Annotated in this window: 13 protein-coding genes; 5 read left to right on the forward strand and 8 right to left on the reverse strand. The window is 62.3% G+C overall.

All coding sequences use genetic code 11. The annotated features are described in order from the left end of the window. Positions 1–47: 47 nt before the first annotated feature. Positions 48–986: a thiamine-phosphate kinase gene (thiL, locus tag NQ559_RS11095; protein WP_018695015.1), complete on the reverse strand. Its 939-nt coding sequence runs from the start codon at positions 984–986 to the stop codon at positions 48–50. A 263-nt stretch (positions 987–1249) separates the two neighbouring features. Here thiL and aroQ point away from each other — a divergent pair, with 263 nt between their 5' ends. The 3 genes from aroQ to NQ559_RS11110 all read left to right on the forward strand — a co-directional run bounded on the left by aroQ (position 1250) and on the right by NQ559_RS11110 (position 4762). Further along, on the forward strand, positions 1250–1678 hold the full coding sequence (gene aroQ / locus NQ559_RS11100; RefSeq protein ID WP_018695016.1) for a type II 3-dehydroquinate dehydratase: 429 nt from the start codon (positions 1250–1252) through the stop codon (positions 1676–1678). A 156-nt stretch (positions 1679–1834) separates the two neighbouring features. Then, on the forward strand, positions 1835–3310 hold the full coding sequence (gene pyk / locus NQ559_RS11105; RefSeq protein ID WP_026318210.1) for a pyruvate kinase: 1476 nt from the start codon (positions 1835–1837) through the stop codon (positions 3308–3310). A gap of 3 nt (positions 3311–3313) precedes the next feature. Continuing rightward, the gene (locus tag NQ559_RS11110) at positions 3314–4762 is read left to right on the forward strand and encodes a lipopolysaccharide biosynthesis protein (RefSeq protein WP_018695018.1); all 1449 of its coding nucleotides are present in this window, start codon (positions 3314–3316) and stop codon (positions 4760–4762) included. Positions 4763–4988: 226 nt separating this feature from the next. Here NQ559_RS11110 and buk read toward each other — a convergent pair whose 3' ends face one another. From buk to NQ559_RS11145, 7 genes are all read right to left on the reverse strand, one after another. Beyond that, complete coding sequence (buk, locus tag NQ559_RS11115; protein WP_018695019.1) at positions 4989–6056, reverse strand: butyrate kinase; 1068 nt, start codon at positions 6054–6056, stop codon at positions 4989–4991. Between the two features lie 46 nt (positions 6057–6102). Then, entirely contained in the window at positions 6103–7011 is a 909-nt protein-coding gene (locus tag NQ559_RS11120) for a phosphate acyltransferase (protein ID WP_018695020.1), read from the reverse strand. Positions 7012–7030: 19 nt separating this feature from the next. Beyond that, positions 7031–8233, reverse strand: a complete 1203-nt coding sequence (locus NQ559_RS11125; RefSeq protein WP_018695021.1) for an acetate/propionate family kinase — start codon at positions 8231–8233, stop codon at positions 7031–7033. A gap of 12 nt (positions 8234–8245) precedes the next feature. Beyond that, positions 8246–8617 carry a fluoride efflux transporter CrcB gene (crcB, locus tag NQ559_RS11130; RefSeq protein WP_018695022.1) on the reverse strand — a complete coding sequence of 124 codons (372 nt, stop codon included), beginning with the start codon at positions 8615–8617 and terminating at the stop codon, positions 8246–8248. A 107-nt stretch (positions 8618–8724) separates the two neighbouring features. Next, positions 8725–9975, reverse strand: coding sequence for a glutamate-5-semialdehyde dehydrogenase (locus NQ559_RS11135; protein WP_018695023.1), 1251 nt, complete (start codon positions 9973–9975; stop codon positions 8725–8727). A 6-nt stretch (positions 9976–9981) separates the two neighbouring features. Further along, the gene (gene proB, locus NQ559_RS11140; protein WP_018695024.1) at positions 9982–11073 is read right to left on the reverse strand and encodes a glutamate 5-kinase; all 1092 of its coding nucleotides are present in this window, start codon (positions 11071–11073) and stop codon (positions 9982–9984) included. Between the two features lie 30 nt (positions 11074–11103). After that, positions 11104–11775 carry a response regulator transcription factor gene (locus NQ559_RS11145; protein ID WP_018695025.1) on the reverse strand — a complete coding sequence of 224 codons (672 nt, stop codon included), beginning with the start codon at positions 11773–11775 and terminating at the stop codon, positions 11104–11106. Positions 11776–12036: 261 nt separating this feature from the next. Between NQ559_RS11145 and NQ559_RS11150 the strand changes: the two genes are divergently transcribed. Both NQ559_RS11150 and pyrG read left to right on the forward strand, forming a co-directional pair. After that, entirely contained in the window at positions 12037–14157 is a 2121-nt protein-coding gene (locus NQ559_RS11150; RefSeq protein ID WP_026318211.1) for a DUF349 domain-containing protein, read from the forward strand. A 12-nt stretch (positions 14158–14169) separates the two neighbouring features. After that, positions 14170–15789, forward strand: a complete 1620-nt coding sequence (gene pyrG, locus NQ559_RS11155) for a CTP synthase (RefSeq protein ID WP_018695027.1) — start codon at positions 14170–14172, stop codon at positions 15787–15789. Positions 15790–15818: the final 29 nt, after the last annotated feature.

The raw sequence follows: 15818 nt of genomic DNA on the forward strand, positions 1-15818 counted from the left end.
CCTGCCTGTCCGGAAAATCCGGGTAGGCGGCCGTTGGCGGCGCCCGGTCAGTAATGCGTGAACCCGTGCCAGTCCAGGGCCCGGGGCCGGTCGTTTTCGAGCCACTGCAATTTGCCGCTGTCCGTGATGCGGCCGACGGGGTGGAGCGGCGTGCCGAAGCGTGCGCGGAAATCGGCGGCGAGCCTGTCGGCGGCCGCCGCGTCGGCCGTGAGCAGGAGCTTGTAATCCTCGCCCCCGCAGGCGGCTGTTTCGACGTCCGCCCCTTGGGCGAGGGGGATACGGCCGATGTCGATCGCGGCGCCTACCCCCGAGCGCTCCATGATGTGGCGGATATCCGAGGCCAGCCCGTCCGAGAGATCCATCATGGCGTGTACTTCGGAGCGTGCGCCGAGCCAGATGCCTTCGGCCACTTGGGGCTGCGGGTTACGGTGGGCTGCGGCGGCGGGGGTGTCGTAGCGTCCGGCGAGGATGTCATGCAGTCCGGCGCCCGAAAGTCCGAGTTCTCCGGCGACGAGTATCGCGTCGCCGGGGCGTGCCCCGCTGCGGCGCTTGATGTGTGCGTCGGCGATGCGGCCGATGGCCGTGACATTGATCGTGATGCCTGCCGCCGAGCGGGTCGTGTCGCCCCCGGCGAGCGTGACGCCGAACGCTTCGGAGAGTTCCCGGTAGCCGAGCATGAACTCTTCGGCCCATGTACCGGCCGTGTCGGCCGGGAGCGACAGCGACAGCAGGGTGGCCACCGGGCGGGCGCCCATCGAAGCGACGTCGCTCAGGTTTACGGCAAGGGATTTGCGCCCCAGTTCGCGGGGCGAAGTTGCGGAACGCAGGAAATGGACGCCTTCGGCGAGCATGTCGGTCGTGAAGACCAGCGATTCGCCCTCCCCGACGGGGAGTACGGCGCAATCGTCGCCGATCCCTTCGAACCCGTTGTCGGGCAGGGCGGCGAAGAGTTCTTTTATGTGGTCTATGAATCCGAATTCGGTCATGGTTCTCGGGTGTGTCCGGCCGCGGCGCCCCGCCGGCCGGTGCGGGTTTTCGGGTTTTTCACGTGCGGCTGCCGCCCCGGGGGCGGAGTTCCCGCCTGGGGACGGGAACGAAGCCTGTGCGAGCCGCAGCAGGGGCGTGGGCGGCGTTTGAAATCATTATTTAACGGGCGATGTCGAACAAAGGTATTAAAAATTCTTTAAAATCACTATCTTTGCCTGCGGATTGCGCCCGGGTGTGCCGTGCGTGTCAAACAGTCTCGAAGATGAAGATATTGATTCTCAACGGCCCGAACCTCAATTTGCAGGGGCGGCGCGATACCGGGGTCTACGGCACCCGGACTTTCGAAACCTTTTTCGGGGAGCTCGAAGCACTCTATCCGGCCGTCGGGTTCGGTTATTTCCAGTCCAACCTCGAAGGCGAGCTGATCGACGCCGTACAGCAGGCCGACGGCACCTACGACGGTGTGGTGCTCAATGCCGGCGGATATACCCATACGTCGGTGGCGCTGCGCGATGCGGTGTCGGCGGTGTCGGTGCCGGTCGTCGAGGTGCACATCTCGTCGATCCTCGCGCGCGAGGAGTTCCGCCACGTCTCGCTCCTGGCTCCCGTGGCCGTGGGCTCGATCATGGGTTTCGGGCTGGATTCCTACCGGCTGGGCGTCGAGGCCCTGTTGCTCCGCGGCAGGGAGTAAGCCCCGGCTTCCCGGAGCGCCCCATTCCCCGGCCCGGTGGGGGAGGGAGTGCGTGCGGAAGGCCCCTCCCCGGCTGTTCGCGCGGAGCGTGTGCAGGAGCGGGCACCGGGCGTAACGTGAAATGTCGAAATACTAATATTTTAGCATCATACTTTTATGTATAGAATGAAAAAAACCAAGATCGTCGCAACAATGTCGGATTTCCGTTGCACCGAAGAGTTCGTGAAAAACCTTTTCGATGCCGGTATGGACGTGGTTCGTGTCAATTCGGCGCATGTCTCGGAAGAGGGCGCTACGCATATTGTCGAGACCGTACACCGCGTTAACCCGGCCATCCCGATCATGATAGATACGAAGGGCCCCGAAATCCGTGTCACGACGATCGCCGACGAATACGGTAACAGCATCAATTTCCGGCCGGGCGACCGTGTCGCCGTGCGCGGCTCGGACGGCAGCGACAAGACGACCCGCAAGGTGGTTTACATGAACGTCCCCAATATCGTGGATGACATTCCCGTCGGGGCGCGGATGCTGATCGCCGACGGCGAACTGGAGATCCGTGTCGTGGGAAAGACCGCCGAGGAGCTGACCTGCGAATTCGTCGTGGGTGGCGCCATGCGTTCGCGCAAGAGCGTCAACGTGCCGTCGGTGTCGATCAACCTGCCTTCGGTGACGGAGAAAGACCGCCGGTTTATCGAGTGGGCCGTGAAGAACGACGTGGATTTCATCGCACACTCGTTCGTGCGCAGCGCCAAGGATATCAAGGCCGTGCAGGACATCCTCGATGCCCACGGCAGCAAGATCAAGATCATCTCGAAGATCGAGAACCGCGAAGGGCTCGACAACATCGACGAGATCATCGAGGCGTCGTACGGCATCATGGTGGCGCGCGGCGACCTGGGGGTGGAGCTGCCTGCCGAGGCGATTCCCAATACCCAGCGGCGCATCGTCGAGAAGTGCATTTGCGCCAAGCGCCCGGTAATTATCGCCACGCAGATGCTCTATTCGATGGTCAAGAGCCCGCGTCCGACGCGCGCCGAGGTGAGCGACGTGGCGAGTGCCATTTACGAGCGCGTGGACGCCGTGATGCTGAGCGACGAGACGGCGATGGGCGACTTCCCCGTGGAATCGGTGGAAACGATGGCCCGCATCGCCCGCGAGATCGAACGCGACGAGACGCATTTCAAACCGATGATCGACATGGACATGGTCTCGGTGAACCACGAGATCACGGCGCAGCTGGCACGTTCGGCCGTGCGTGCCTCGACCAACCTGCCGATAAAATATGTGGTGCTCGACACCAAGACCGGCCGTACGGGCCGTTACCTGGCTGCATTCCGCGGGCAGAAAACCGTGATGGCCGTATGCTATCAGCTGCATGCGCAGCGTATCCTGGCCCTGTCGTACGGCGTGGTGCCGATCCTGCGCAACCAGGAGCTGAAGGACAGGTACCACTTCCTGATCGACGCGCTGGAGGTCATCGAACAGCACCAGAAGCTCGACGGGCAGGACCTGCTGGCAATCGTGGGCGGCAGTTTCGGCCCCGACGGCGGTGCGTCGTACGTCGAGATCGCCAATGTCCTCAATATCCGCAAGCGTAACGAAGAGATCGTTGCCGCGCAAAAATCTTAGGCGGTGGACGGGCAGCTCAGGGATAAGGTAGCCAGCGGCGTGGCGTGGAGCATGGCCGAGAAAGTCGGTACGATGCTTCTCCAGCTGGCCGTGAGCCTTACGATCCTGCGGCTGCTGAACCCCGCCATCATGGGTGTGATCGCGATCCCGACGGCCTTCCTTGCCGTGGCGATCGTGATTGCCGACAGCGGCTTTTCGCAGGCGCTGATCCGCAAGGGGACACCTACGGCCGACGATTACAAATCGGTCTTCGCCTTCAACGTCGGGGTTGCGCTCGTGCTTTACGGGGTGCTGGTAGCGCTGGCGGGGAGCATCGCGCGGTTCTACGACATGCCGGAAATCACGCGGATAGCACCGGTATTCTTCCTCCAACTGCCGCTGAGCGCCGCATGTGCGATCCAGAATACGATTTTTGTCCGGACATTCCGCTTCGCACTGCTCTCGAAGGTCACCTTCGCCTCGTGGTTCATCGCCGGGATGGTGGCCATCGGCCTCGCATTGGCCGGGTTCGGGATCTGGTGCATCGTGGTGCAGCGCGTATTGCAGGCCTCCGTGCGGGCCTTGCTGTTGTGGTGGCTGAGCGACTGGCGTCCCTGCGGGAAGTGCAGCCGGCGGCCGCTGCGCGAAATGGCGCCGTACAGTTTCAGCCTGCTGGCTACCGATTTCATCTCGACCCTCTATAACAAGGTGCCCCAGATATTTCTCGGGAAACTCTATCCGCAGGAGACACTCGGCTCGTACGAGCAGGCCGTCAAGCTGAAAGACCAGCCGGCGACTTCGGCCATGCAGGCCGTGCAGAACGTGACCTTCCCGGCGCTGGCCAAGATCAAGGACGACGCGCCGAAACTGGCCGAAAGTTACCGGCAGATCGTCATGGTCGTGGCCTATGCCATGTTCCCCGTGATGCTCGGCCTGTCGGCCATCGCCGAGGACATGTTCGCCGTCTTCCTGGGAGGGGAGTGGATGGCGACGGTGCCTTATTTCGAAGCGGTATGCCTGGCCGGGCTTTTTTACCCGCTGGGGTTGGTGGCCTACAATGTGTTGAAAGTCAAGAGCGGCGGTGCGCTGATCGTAAAACTGGAGGTCGCCAAGAAGGTGATGATGTCGGTGGTATTCGCCGTGACGATTCCGGTCAGCGTCCAGGCCGTCATCTGGGGGCTGGTGGTGATCGCCTTCTGCGAGATGGCGATCAACTTCTTCGCCACGACCCGTTTCACGTCATTCGGCGCAGGACGCTTCGTGCGCACGGTGCTGCCGATGCTGCTCGTGGCCGGGGCGATGTACGCTCTCGTGCGGGTTACGGCGCTGGCGGTGCCGGGCAATGCGTTGTTGCGGTTGCTGGCCGAAGTCGCCGCGGGCGTGGTCAGCTACGTCCTGCTTTCTGCACTGTTCCGGCTCGAAGCCTTCCGCGAGGTGGTCGCACTGGCCAGGCGCCAGTTCATCCGCAAATAGGCCGGCTGCCGGGGCTGGCCGTCACTGCCGGATATACACAGGAAAAACGTCCGCCGGATATTGATCCGGCGGACGTTTCTGTTGCGGCGCGGTTCCGTTTTGCAGCCCGGTTTCTGTTTGGCGCGCGGTTCGCCGTTTCGCACGGCGTATGCGGTGTCCGGGAGTTGCTGCCTTGGCGGTCGCTGCCGCATGGGCGGCTCCCTCGCGTGCGCAGCTCCTTTGCCCGTCAGGCGTAGACCTTCGGGACGATGGTGCCGCGGAGGACGACCAGTGCGTTGGCGACCAGCGATTCGAGTTCGTTCTCGCCGGGGTAGACTGAAACGGGGGCGATGAACGAGCAGTGCTGTTCGATGTACCGCACGACGAACTCGTTGTGGGCGATGCCCCCGGTGAGGATGACGGCGTCGACCCGGCCGCACATGGCGGCGGCCATGGCGCCGATCTGCTTCGAGATGCCGTAGCACATGGCCTCGGCCACGAGCCGGGCTTTTTCGTCGCCCTGCGCGATACGCTCCGAGACCTGCATCATGGAATTGGTGCCCAGGTGCGCGACGAGCCCGCCTTGGCCGGCCAGCATTTTCTGGACTTCGCGGCGCGTGTAACGCCCCGAGAAGCATAGGTCGGCGAATTCGCCCGCAGGCAGGCTGCCCGCCCGCTCGGGTGCGAAGGGGCCGTCGCCGTCGAGCGCGTTGTTGACGTCGACGACACGTCCCTGTTTGTGCGCGGCGACGGAGATGCCCCCGCCCAGGTGTGCGACCACGAGGTTTGCCTTTTCGTAGACGATGCCGATGCGGTCGCAGTGCAGGCGTGCCGTGGCTTTCTGGTTGAGTGCGTGGAAGATCGATCTGCGCGGGCAGTCGGGATGGCCGCTCAGGCGTGCCACGTCCTCCATCTCGTCGACGACCACCGGGTCGGCGATGTAGGCTTTGACGCCCGCCATGGCGGCGATCTCGGCGGCCAGCAATCCCCCTAGGTTCGAGGCGTGTTCCATCGTGGCGTTCGTCAGGTCGCGCCGCATGGCTTCGTTGACTTCGTATACGCCGGCCGGGATGGGGCGTACGAGCCCGCCGCGTCCGATGACGGCCGACAGCTGCATGATGTCGAACCCGTGTTCGGACAGCGCCGTGAGTATCATTTCCCGGCGCCAGTCCAGTTGGTCGATGATGTTGGCGTAACGTGCGATCTGTTCGGCCGTGTGGCGCAGGGTCAGATCCAACGAAGGCCGCTCCTCGTCATAGAGGGCGACCTTGGTGGACGTAGAGCCGGGATTTATCGCTAAGATTTTGAAGCCCATAAATTCGGTTCCGGTTAGTAGTTGGTAGGTTGGTGTAGGTGTGTGCCTATTGTTTTACGGCCAGGCAAGCCAGTGCGATCGAGTAGAGTTTGGTCTTGCTCGTGTCGCCGCGCGAGGTCAGTACGCAGGGCACCTTCGTGCCTGCGACCATGGCGGCCAGTTCGCCTCCGCAGAGGTGCGTCACCGACTTGAAGAAGACGTTGGCCGACTCCAGGTTGGGGAAAAGCAGGCAGTCGGGGTCGCCCGCTACAGACGAACCTTTGACTTTCTTGTGCTCGGCGACATCCTTGTAGAGTGCTACGTCGAGCGACAGGGGGCCGTCGATGATGACGTTGCCCAGCTGTCCACGGTCGCCCATTTTGGCGAGCAGGGCGCCTTCGGTCGACGAAATGACGCTGGGGAGCAGCTGCTCGGAGGGGGCGATGCAGGCGATCTTGGGGGTTTCGATGCCCAGCAGGTTGGCGACTTTTGCAAGGTAGCCGATCTGCTTGATCTTCTGTTTGAAGTCGGGCAGCGGGATGACCGCGACGTCGGAGATGACCAGCAGTTTGTGGTAGCAGGGCATCTCGACGATCGACACGTGGCTCAGCACGCCCTTCGGGGGGAACAACCCGGCTTCCTTGTTGAGGATGCCGCGCATGTACTTGTCGGTCGAGACAAGTCCCTTCATCAGCACGTCGGCGTTGCCCGCCACGACGGCGGCCACGGCCTGCTGCACGCATTTGACGTCGCTGGCCTCGTCGACGATGTTGAATGCCTTGATGTCGATGTCGTTTTCGGCGCATACCTGCTCGATGACTTTCTTCTCACCGAACAGCGTGGGCTCCACGATACCTTCCTTGTAGGCTTCGTAGACGGCTTCCAGCGTATGCGAATCCTGGCCGTAGGCTACGGCCAGCCGTTTTTTACCCCTTTTTCTCGCCTCGTCGACGATTTCTGTAAGATGTTGGATCATTGTGGTGTTGTGCTTTTATTTATTTTACCAGATTGTACGTGTCGGTGGCGATGACCAGTTCCTCGTCGGTGGCGATGACGGCGACCTTGACCCGCGAGGAGGGTTTCGAAAGGATTTTGTCCACGCCGCGGGCGCCCTTGTTGGCTGCGCGGTCGAACTCGACGCCCATGAATTCGAGCCCCGTGCAGACCGTCTCGCGCATCTCGCACGAATTCTCGCCCACGCCGCCCGTGAAGACGATCAGGTCGACGCCGCCCATTTCGGCGGCATACTCCCCGACGAATTTGCGGATGCGCCCGTAGTGCATGTCGCGGGCGAGGATGGCGCGGGGGTTCCCTTCGTCGTAGGCGCGGTCGATGTCACGCATGTCGCTCGAAAGGTCGGTGAGCCCCAAAACGCCCGATTTCTTGTTCATCATCTCGTTCACCTCGGCGTAGGACATGCCCTCCTTTTCGCCGATGAAGGTGATGGCGCTGGGGTCGACGTTGCCGCAGCGGGTACCCATCACCAGCCCGTCCACGGGCGAGAAGCCCATCGACGTGTCATGGGACTTGCCGTTGAGCACGGCCGTGACCGATGCGCCGTTGCCGATGTGGCAGGTGATGATCTTCGAATTCTCGAAGTCGAGGCCCGCGAGCCGGGCACCGGTCTGTGCCACGTATTTGTGGCTGGTGCCGTGGAAGCCGTACTTGCGTACGCGGTACTTGTCGTAATAGGCGTGGGGCAGGGCGTACATGTAGTTTACGGCCGGGATAGTCTGGTGGAACGAGGTGTCGAAGACGGTGACCTGCGGGACGCCCGGCAGGACTTTCTCGATCGACAGCACGCCTTCGAGGTTGGCCGGGTTGTGCAGCGGTGCGATTTCGAACAGTGAACGGATCTTGGATTTCACCTCCTCGGTCACGATACAGCTCTCGGGGAAGAACTCTCCGCCGTGCGCCACGCGGTGGCCGACGGCCTTCACCTCGTCGAGCGAGCCGATGACGCCGTGTGCGGGGTCGGTCAGCGCGTCGAGCACCAGTTTGATGCCGGTGGTGTGGTCGGGGATGGGGCGGTGCAGCTCGAACGGTTCTTTGCCGACGGGCTTATGGGTGAGGTCGCCTTCCGGCAGGCCGATGCGTTCCACGATTCCTTTCGCGAGCAGTTTGCTCGATGCGGCTTCCATGTCGATCACCTGATACTTGATCGACGAGCTGCCGCAGTTCAATACCAAAATTACCATTTCTCTTTATAGTTAATTTCTAAATGTCGTTCCTATCCACATGCCGGCGGCTGCAAAAACAATGCATACCGCCACGCTCAGCCCCACATAGGTCGCCGCCGCCGTGTAACACTCCTCGCGCAGCAGGCGCACCGCGTCGGCCGAAAAGGTCGAAAAAGTGGTAAACCCGCCGCAGAAACCCACGATGAGCAGCCATCCGAGCGTCTCGGAGCTGGTCGCTTCGAGCAGGATGCCGATCAGCAGCGAACCCGCGGCATTGACCGTGAACGTACCCGCCGGGAATCCCAGCAGCGTCTGTCCCGCCATGATTCCGCCGCAAAGCAGGTAGCGGACGATGCTGCCGGCAGCGCCGCCGCATCCTACGGCCAGAAGTTCACGAATCATAAGTTAAATATACACCAAATTTTAAGGATATGCAAATTTACAGAAAAAATGCTTACGGATTGTTATTTTTCCTGCCGTTTTTTGAGGTTTTTTTGTCGTATCGGGATTTAAGGTTGGCGGATTTGTCCGTCGCCCGAGACGATATACTTGTAGGTCGTGAGTTCGGGCAGTCCCATCGGGCCGCGGGCGTGGAGTTTCTGCGTCGAGATACCCACTTCGGCGCCGAAGCCGAACTGCCCGCCGTCGGTGAAGGCGGTCGAGACGTTGACGTAGACGCATGCGGCGTCGACGCTGCGCGTGAACTGCGTGGCGGCCTGCTTGTTTTCGGTGACAATGGCTTCGCTGTGGCGCGACGAGTAGCGGGCGATATGCGCCAGCGCCCCGTCGAGCGACGCGACGGTTCTCACGGCCAGTTTGTAGTCGAGGAACTCGGTGCCGAAATGCTCTTCGGCGGCATGTTCCAGCAACCCGGCGGGGTAGTGCCCGTCGAGGGCGGCGAAAGCCTCTTCGTCGGCGTAGACCGTCACATGCGCCCCGGCCAGCGGTGCGCACAGCTCCGGAAGGTCGGTGAGGCGGCCGCGGTGGATGACCAGGCAGTCGAGGGCGTTGCAGACGCTCACGCGGCGCGTCTTGGCGTTGCAGACCACGGCACGTCCCTTTTCGAGGTCGCCGTCGATGTCGAAATAGGTGTGGACGATGCCGGCGCCCGTTTCGATGACCGGGATGCGGGCGTTCTCGCGGACGAAGCGGATCAGCCCCGCCCCGCCGCGCGGGATGACTACGTCGACATAGCCCACGGCGCTCAGCAGCGCCCCCACGGCTTCGTGCCCCGCGGGGAGCAGCGTGAAGGTGTTTTCGTCGATGCCCTCGGCTGCGAGTGCTTCGTGCAGCAGCGCCGCGATCGCCTCGTTGGAATGGCGGGCGTCGCTGCCCCCTTTCAGGACGCAGGCGTTGCCCGTCTTGACGCAGAGCGCGAAGATGTCGGCCGTGACATTGGGGCGGGCTTCGCAGACCATGCCGACCACGCCGAACGGTACGCGGCGCTTGACGATGGTCATGCCGTTGGGGCGCGTCCAGCGCGCCAGTTCCTCGCCCTGCGGCGAACGCAGGTGCGAAACGGCCTCCATGTCGGAGGCGATGGCGTCGATGCGTTCGGGGGTCAGCCGCAGGCGGTCGAGCATGGGCGACGAGGCGGGCATGGCCTCGATGTCGCGGGCGTTGGCTTCGAGCAATGCGGGCGTATGCCCGCGCAGGAGCCTTGCGGCGTGTTGCAGGATGCGGCCGAGGCGTTCGGGTTCGACGTCGGCCAGCGCCGTCCCGGCCTTCCGGGCGGCCTTGAACAGGGATTCGTAGTCCATAATCGTTTATTCCATGTAGAGGTAATCGCAGTGGACGAGGGGCTTGAGTCCTTTGCGTCCGATGTTGCGGCGGGCGGTGCCGCTGTCGCACGAGATGCGTCCCACGGCCAGTTGTGCCCCGTCGGGCGAGAGGATGCGCACCAGGTCGTCGCGCTCGAAGTCGCCCTCGACGGCTGTGACGCCCACGGCGAGGATGCTGGCGGCCTTGCTGGCGCGGACGGCTTCGGCGGCGCCCTGGTCGATGCGCAGCACGCCCTTGGCGAAGCCTTCGCTGCTGGCGATCCATTTCTTGACGCCCGAGGCTGCCCTCGGAGCCGGTTCGAACCGGGTGCAGGGCACATCCTTTGCGGCCAGTACGAGGTCGGTGAGGATGCCGTCGCGGCGGCCGTTGGCGATGATGACCTCGATGCCTTCAGCCGCGGCGCGCGACGAGACGCGGCTCTTGGTGGCCATGCCGCCGCGGCCGCGCGACGAGCGTACGGGGTCGATGTACTGCGAGAGGTCTTCCGAGGGTTTCACACGGCGGATGACCTGCGATGCGGGGTCGGCGGGCGAGCCGTCGTAGATGCCGTCGATGTTGCTCAGGATAATGAGCGCTTCGGCGTTCATCATGGCCGCGACGAGCCCCGAGAGCTCGTCGTTGTCGGTGAACATCAGTTCGGTGACCGAGATGGTGTCGTTCTCGTTGACGATCGGCAGCACGCCGTTGGCGAGCATCGTCTCCATGCAGTTGCGCTGGTTGAGGTACTGCCGCCGTGTGGAGAGGCTCTCCTTGGTGGTGAGCACCTGCCCGCAGACGATGCCGTATTCGTTGAAGAGGTCGTAGTAGCGGTTGAGTAGCTTGACCTGCCCCACGGCGGAGAAGAGCTGCCGTGCGGAGACCGAATCGAGCTTCCCGGCGCGTTGCCCGAGGATGCTGCGCCCCGAGGCCACGGCTCCCGACGAAACCAGGATGACCTCGGTGCCCGCGCGGTGGAGCCGGGCCACCTGGTCGACCAGGGCCGAGATGCGGGTGGTGTCGGGACGGCCGTCGTCGCGGGTCAGCACGTTGCTGCCCACCTTGATGACGATGCGCCGGTATTTGTTCTGTGTGTCCATATGCGTTTCATTCGCCGGGAATGGCCCGGCTCAGGGTTCGAATTTGTAGCCCACGCCCTTGATGGTGACGATGCGTTCGTCGCCGATCTTCTGGCGCAGTTTGCGGATGTGCACGTCGATGGTGCGGTCGCCCACGACCACCTCGGTGCCCCAGATCTTCGTATATATCTCTTCGCGCGAGAAGAGCTTCCCGGGCGACGAATAGAGCAGGTCGAGCAGCGCGAATTCCTTGCGCGGAAGGGCTATCTCGTGGCCGTCGCGCGTCACGGTGTAATGCTCGCGGTCGACGGCGATGCCTGCCGCGGCAGGTTCCGCCGGCGCGGTTTCGGCGTCGATCCGCTTGAGGATGGCCTGCACGCGGCTGACCAGCAGCTTCATCTTGATCGGCTTGGTGAGGTAGTCGTCCGCCCCGACGCCGAAGCCCGTAAGCTGCTGATCCTCCTCGCCCAGCGCCGAGAGAAATACCACCATCGTGTCGCGCAGCTGCGGATCCTGGCGGATGGCACGGCAGGTCTGCGCACCGTCCATGACGGGCATCATCATGTCCAGCAGGATCAGGTGCGGACGGCACTCGGCGGCGGCCTTCAGCGCCTCGGCGCCGTTCTGCGCCGTGAATACTTCGTAGCCCTCCTTCTGGAGGGTGTACCTCACGAATTCGAGGATGTCGATTTCATCGTCGACAAGCAGGATGCGGTGGCTCATGGTTCCGGTTGACAGGTTTTGTATCGCACGCGGCAATTGGGCGCGGTTGCGTGCCGCTCATATCTCGGGCGAAGTTAGCAAATTTCCGGCTAAATCGTTCGGTAGCCCGGGAAAAATGGTTATATTTGCGAGATTTATATACTTCCGTATATATGGAAATCAAAAACGTGTACTGAGATGGCTACTGAAAATCCGAATCTTCCTGCTCCCGAGGAGCGAGTCAGCGATGCTGCTGAAGATGTGCAGACCGTAACTTCCGAAGTGACTTCCGAAGTCCCTGAAACCGAGGCCTCCGCAGCAGCGGAGGCGGAACCCGTCGTGGAAACACCCGCGGCAGAAGAACCCGAGACGGAAAAATCCGTTGCGGGAACGCCCGCGGCAGAGGTGCCCGTGGCTGAAGCGCCTGCGGCGGAGGAGCCCGTGGCGGAACCCGAGGCCGCGCCGCGTGCGAAGCGTGCCCGTATCAAGCCCGTTGCCGAGGCGGTGGAGACCGAATCCGGCGAGGAGGCCGTGCCGGCCGGTGCCGAAGTGGATTTCGCGGACGAGGAGGCGGCGCTCGCCGCGCAGGATGCCGGGCTGGAACTGGAGGGCGAGACGGCTGAAGAGGCCGCTGCCGACCAACTGGCCCAGGAAGCGCCGTCCGCCGAGGACAAGTTTGCCGGGAAGGGCAAGGAAGAGCTGGTAGCCCTCTTTATGCGTATGCTCGAAGAGCAGCCCGTGCAGTCGATCCGCCGGGATGTGGAGGCGCTGAAGATCGCTTTCTACCGCATCCGCCGCGCCGAGGTCGAGGCCGCACGCCGCAAGTTCGTCGAGGAGGGGGGCAGCGAAGAGGATTTCGCACCGGCCGTGGACGGCGCCGAAGTACAGCTCAAGGAGTTGTTCAAGGAGTACCGCCATCGCCGCGACGAGTTCATCGCAAACCTCGAGGCCGAGAAGGAGAAGAACCTCCAGGTCAAGCTCGGGATCATCGAGGAGCTCAAGGAACTGGTCAATTCGGACGAGACGCTCAACCATACCTTCAATAAGTTCCGCGAATTGCAGCAGCGCTGGAAGGAGACCGGCATCGTGCCGCAGCAGAACGTCAAAGACCTGTGGGAGACCTACAACCTGCATGTCGAGAATTTCTACAGCTTCATCAAAATCAACAAGGAGCTGCGCGACCTCGACCTGAAGAAGAACTACGAGCAGAAGATCGCCCTCTGCGAGCAGGCCGAAGCGCTGGTGCTGGAGCCTTCGGTTGTGGAGGCGTTCCACAAGCTGCAGAAGCTGCATGACGAGTGGCGCGAGACGGGCCCCGTAGCCAATGAATATAAAGAGGTGCTCTGGGAGCGCTTCAAGGCGGCGTCGAGCCGTATCAACAAACAGCATCAGGAGCATTTCGAATCGCTCAAGGGCGAGCAGGTCAAAAACCTCGAACTCAAGACGGAGCTTTGTGCCGCCACCGAGGAGCTGGCCGCGCAGCCGCTCACGACCCGCAAGGAGTGGAACCGTGCGAGCGACCGCCTGCTGGAGATCCAGAAGACCTGGAAAACCATCGGCTTCGCACCCAAGAAGGACAACAACCGTATCTACGAGCGTTTCCGCACGGCATGCGACAAGTTCTTCGAGGCCAAGCGGCAGTTCTATGCCGGGGTGAAGGCCGAGATGGAGCACAACCTGCAGCTGAAGACCGAGATATGCGAGGCCGCCGAGTCGCTGATGAACAGCGAGGAGTGGAAGAAGGCCACGGACGAGCTGATCGCCCTGCAGGCCCGCTGGAAGGAGATCGGTGCCGTGTCGCGCCGTCATTCGGATGCGATCTGGAAGCGTTTCCGTGCCGCATGCGACAAGTTCTTCGAGCGCAAGGCTTCGCATTTTGCCAGTGTGGACGGCGAGCACGAGGAGAACCTCCGGCAGAAACTCGCCTTGCTCGATGAGATGGCCGCGGCCGACGTCAAGGCCGGCGGATACGACGTGATCCGCGAGTTCCAGCGCCGCTGGGGCGAGATCGGGTTCGTGCCCATCAAGCAGAAGGATGCCATCCAGAAGAAATACAAGGCCGCCGTCGATGCGCTGTTCAACACGCTGCGCGGTTCGGAGCGCGACCGTTCGATGAACCGTTTCCGCGAGAAGGTCTCGACGCTCAAATCGGCGGGCAGCAACCGCCTGCGTTCGGAGCGCGAGCGCCTTTACAATAAGGTGCGCCAGCTCGAACAGGAGATCGGCCTGCTGGAGAACAACATCGGTTTCTTCGCCAAGTCGAAGAACGCCGAGGCGCTCGTCGCCGATGTGAAGGCCAAGATCGACCGCGCCCGCGAAGAGATGGCCGCCGCGATCGAGAAGGTGAAGCTCATCGACCGCCAGGCACAGGAGGAGAACCAGGAGCACAACGAAAATAAATAGATATAGTCAGTAATGAAACTTTCCAAACCCAAGTACATATTTGTTACGGGCGGTGTCGCATCGTCGCTCGGCAAGGGTATTATTTCGGCCTCGATCGCCCGCCTGCTGCAGGCCCGAGGCTATTCGGTGACCATCCAGAAACTTGACCCCTACATCAACGTCGACCCCGGCACGCTGAACCCCTATGAACACGGCGAATGCTACGTGACCGAGGACGGCGCCGAGACCGACCTCGACCTGGGGCACTACGAGCGTTTCACGAACCAGCCCACGTCGAAGGCCAACAACGTCACGACGGGAAAGATCTACAAGAGCGTGATCGAGAAGGAGCGCAAGGGCGAGTACCTGGGCAAGACCGTGCAGGTCATCCCCCATATCACCGACGAGATCAAGCGCCGTATCCAGATGCTGGCGCAGAAGAAAGTTTACGACGTGATCATCACCGAGATCGGCGGTACGGTGGGCGACATCGAGTCGCTGCCGTTCATCGAATCGGTACGCCAGCTGCGCTATTCGCTGGGCTACAAGAGCACGGCCCTCGTGCACCTGACGCTGATCCCCTATATGGCCGCTTCGGGCGAGCTGAAGACCAAGCCCACGCAGCATTCGGTCAAGGCCCTGCTCGAAAACGGGTTGCAGCCCGACATCCTCGTGCTGCGCACGGAGCATCCGCTGTCGACCAACCTGCGCCGCAAAGTGGCGTTGTTCTGCAATGTCGACGCCAACGCCGTGATGGAGTCGATCGACGTGCCGACGATCTACGAAGTGCCGCTGAAGATGCACGAACAGCACCTCGACGAGGTGGTGCTCGACAAACTGAACCTGCCGGCCGAGAAGGAACCCGACATGGCGGCGTGGACGGCCTTCGTGGAGAAGGTGAAGCACCCGGCCAAGAAGATCGAGATCGCGCTGGTCGGCAAATATACCGAATTGCCCGACGCTTACAAGTCGATCTGCGAATCGTTCATCCACGCAGGCGCCGTGAACGACTGCAAGGTCAAGCTGCGCTATGTCAATTCGGAGAAGATCACCGCTGAGAATGTGGCCGAGAAGCTGGGCAGGATGTCCGGTATCCTCGTGGCTCCGGGCTTCGGCAACCGTGGCATCGAAGGCAAGATCGTCGCCGTGCGCTATGCCCGTGAGAACAAGATCCCGTTCCTGGGAATCTGCCTCGGCATGCAGTGCGCCGTGATCGAATTCGCGCGCAACGTGCTGGGCATCGCCGATGCGAACTCGAGCGAGATGGAGTCTACGCCCCATCCGGTGATCGACCTGATGGAAGAGCAGAAGGGGGTGACGGCCAAGGGCGGCACGATGCGTCTGGGCGCTTATCCCTGTACGCTGAAGAGGGGTTCGAAAGTCGCGGCGGCCTACGGCAAACTCCATATTTCGGAGCGCCATCGTCACCGTTACGAATTCAACAACGACTATATGGCTGCGTTCGAAGGTGCCGGTATGCAGGCCGTGGGCATCAACCCCGACACGGGGCTGGTCGAGGTCGTCGAGGTCGAGGGACATCCCTGGTTCGTCGGTACGCAGTACCATCCCGAGTACAAGAGTACGGTGTTGAGCCCCTCGCCGCTGTTCGTGGCATTTGTGGGAGCGGCGCTCGAATATGCCGGGAAGAAATAGTAACAACACTTATCACAGCGAAAGAACGA

Origin of the sequence: Alistipes onderdonkii (assembly GCF_025145285.1) — a bacterium.
Taxonomy (GTDB): Bacteria; Bacteroidota; Bacteroidia; order Bacteroidales; family Rikenellaceae; genus Alistipes; species Alistipes onderdonkii.

What these genes read in the sequence shown, in the direction of transcription:
- aroQ (WP_018695016.1), top strand. Translation starts at nt 1,250, where the DNA reads ATGAAGATATTGATTCTCAACGGCCCGAACCTCAATTTGCAGGGGCGG.
- buk (WP_018695019.1), bottom strand. Translation starts at nt 6,056, where the DNA reads ATGGGCTTCAAAATCTTAGCGATAAATCCCGGCTCTACGTCCACCAAG.
- NQ559_RS11125 (WP_018695021.1), bottom strand. Translation starts at nt 8,233, where the DNA reads ATGGTAATTTTGGTATTGAACTGCGGCAGCTCGTCGATCAAGTATCAG.
- crcB (WP_018695022.1), bottom strand. Translation starts at nt 8,617, where the DNA reads ATGATTCGTGAACTTCTGGCCGTAGGATGCGGCGGCGCTGCCGGCAGC.
- pyrG (WP_018695027.1), top strand. Translation starts at nt 14,170, where the DNA reads ATGAAACTTTCCAAACCCAAGTACATATTTGTTACGGGCGGTGTCGCA.
- NQ559_RS11135 (WP_018695023.1), bottom strand. Translation starts at nt 9,975, where the DNA reads ATGGACTACGAATCCCTGTTCAAGGCCGCCCGGAAGGCCGGGACGGCG.
- NQ559_RS11145 (WP_018695025.1), bottom strand. Translation starts at nt 11,775, where the DNA reads ATGAGCCACCGCATCCTGCTTGTCGACGATGAAATCGACATCCTCGAA.
- pyk (WP_026318210.1), top strand. Translation starts at nt 1,835, where the DNA reads ATGTATAGAATGAAAAAAACCAAGATCGTCGCAACAATGTCGGATTTC.
- proB (WP_018695024.1), bottom strand. Translation starts at nt 11,073, where the DNA reads ATGGACACACAGAACAAATACCGGCGCATCGTCATCAAGGTGGGCAGC.
- NQ559_RS11120 (WP_018695020.1), bottom strand. Translation starts at nt 7,011, where the DNA reads ATGATCCAACATCTTACAGAAATCGTCGACGAGGCGAGAAAAAGGGGT.
- thiL (WP_018695015.1), bottom strand. Translation starts at nt 986, where the DNA reads ATGACCGAATTCGGATTCATAGACCACATAAAAGAACTCTTCGCCGCC.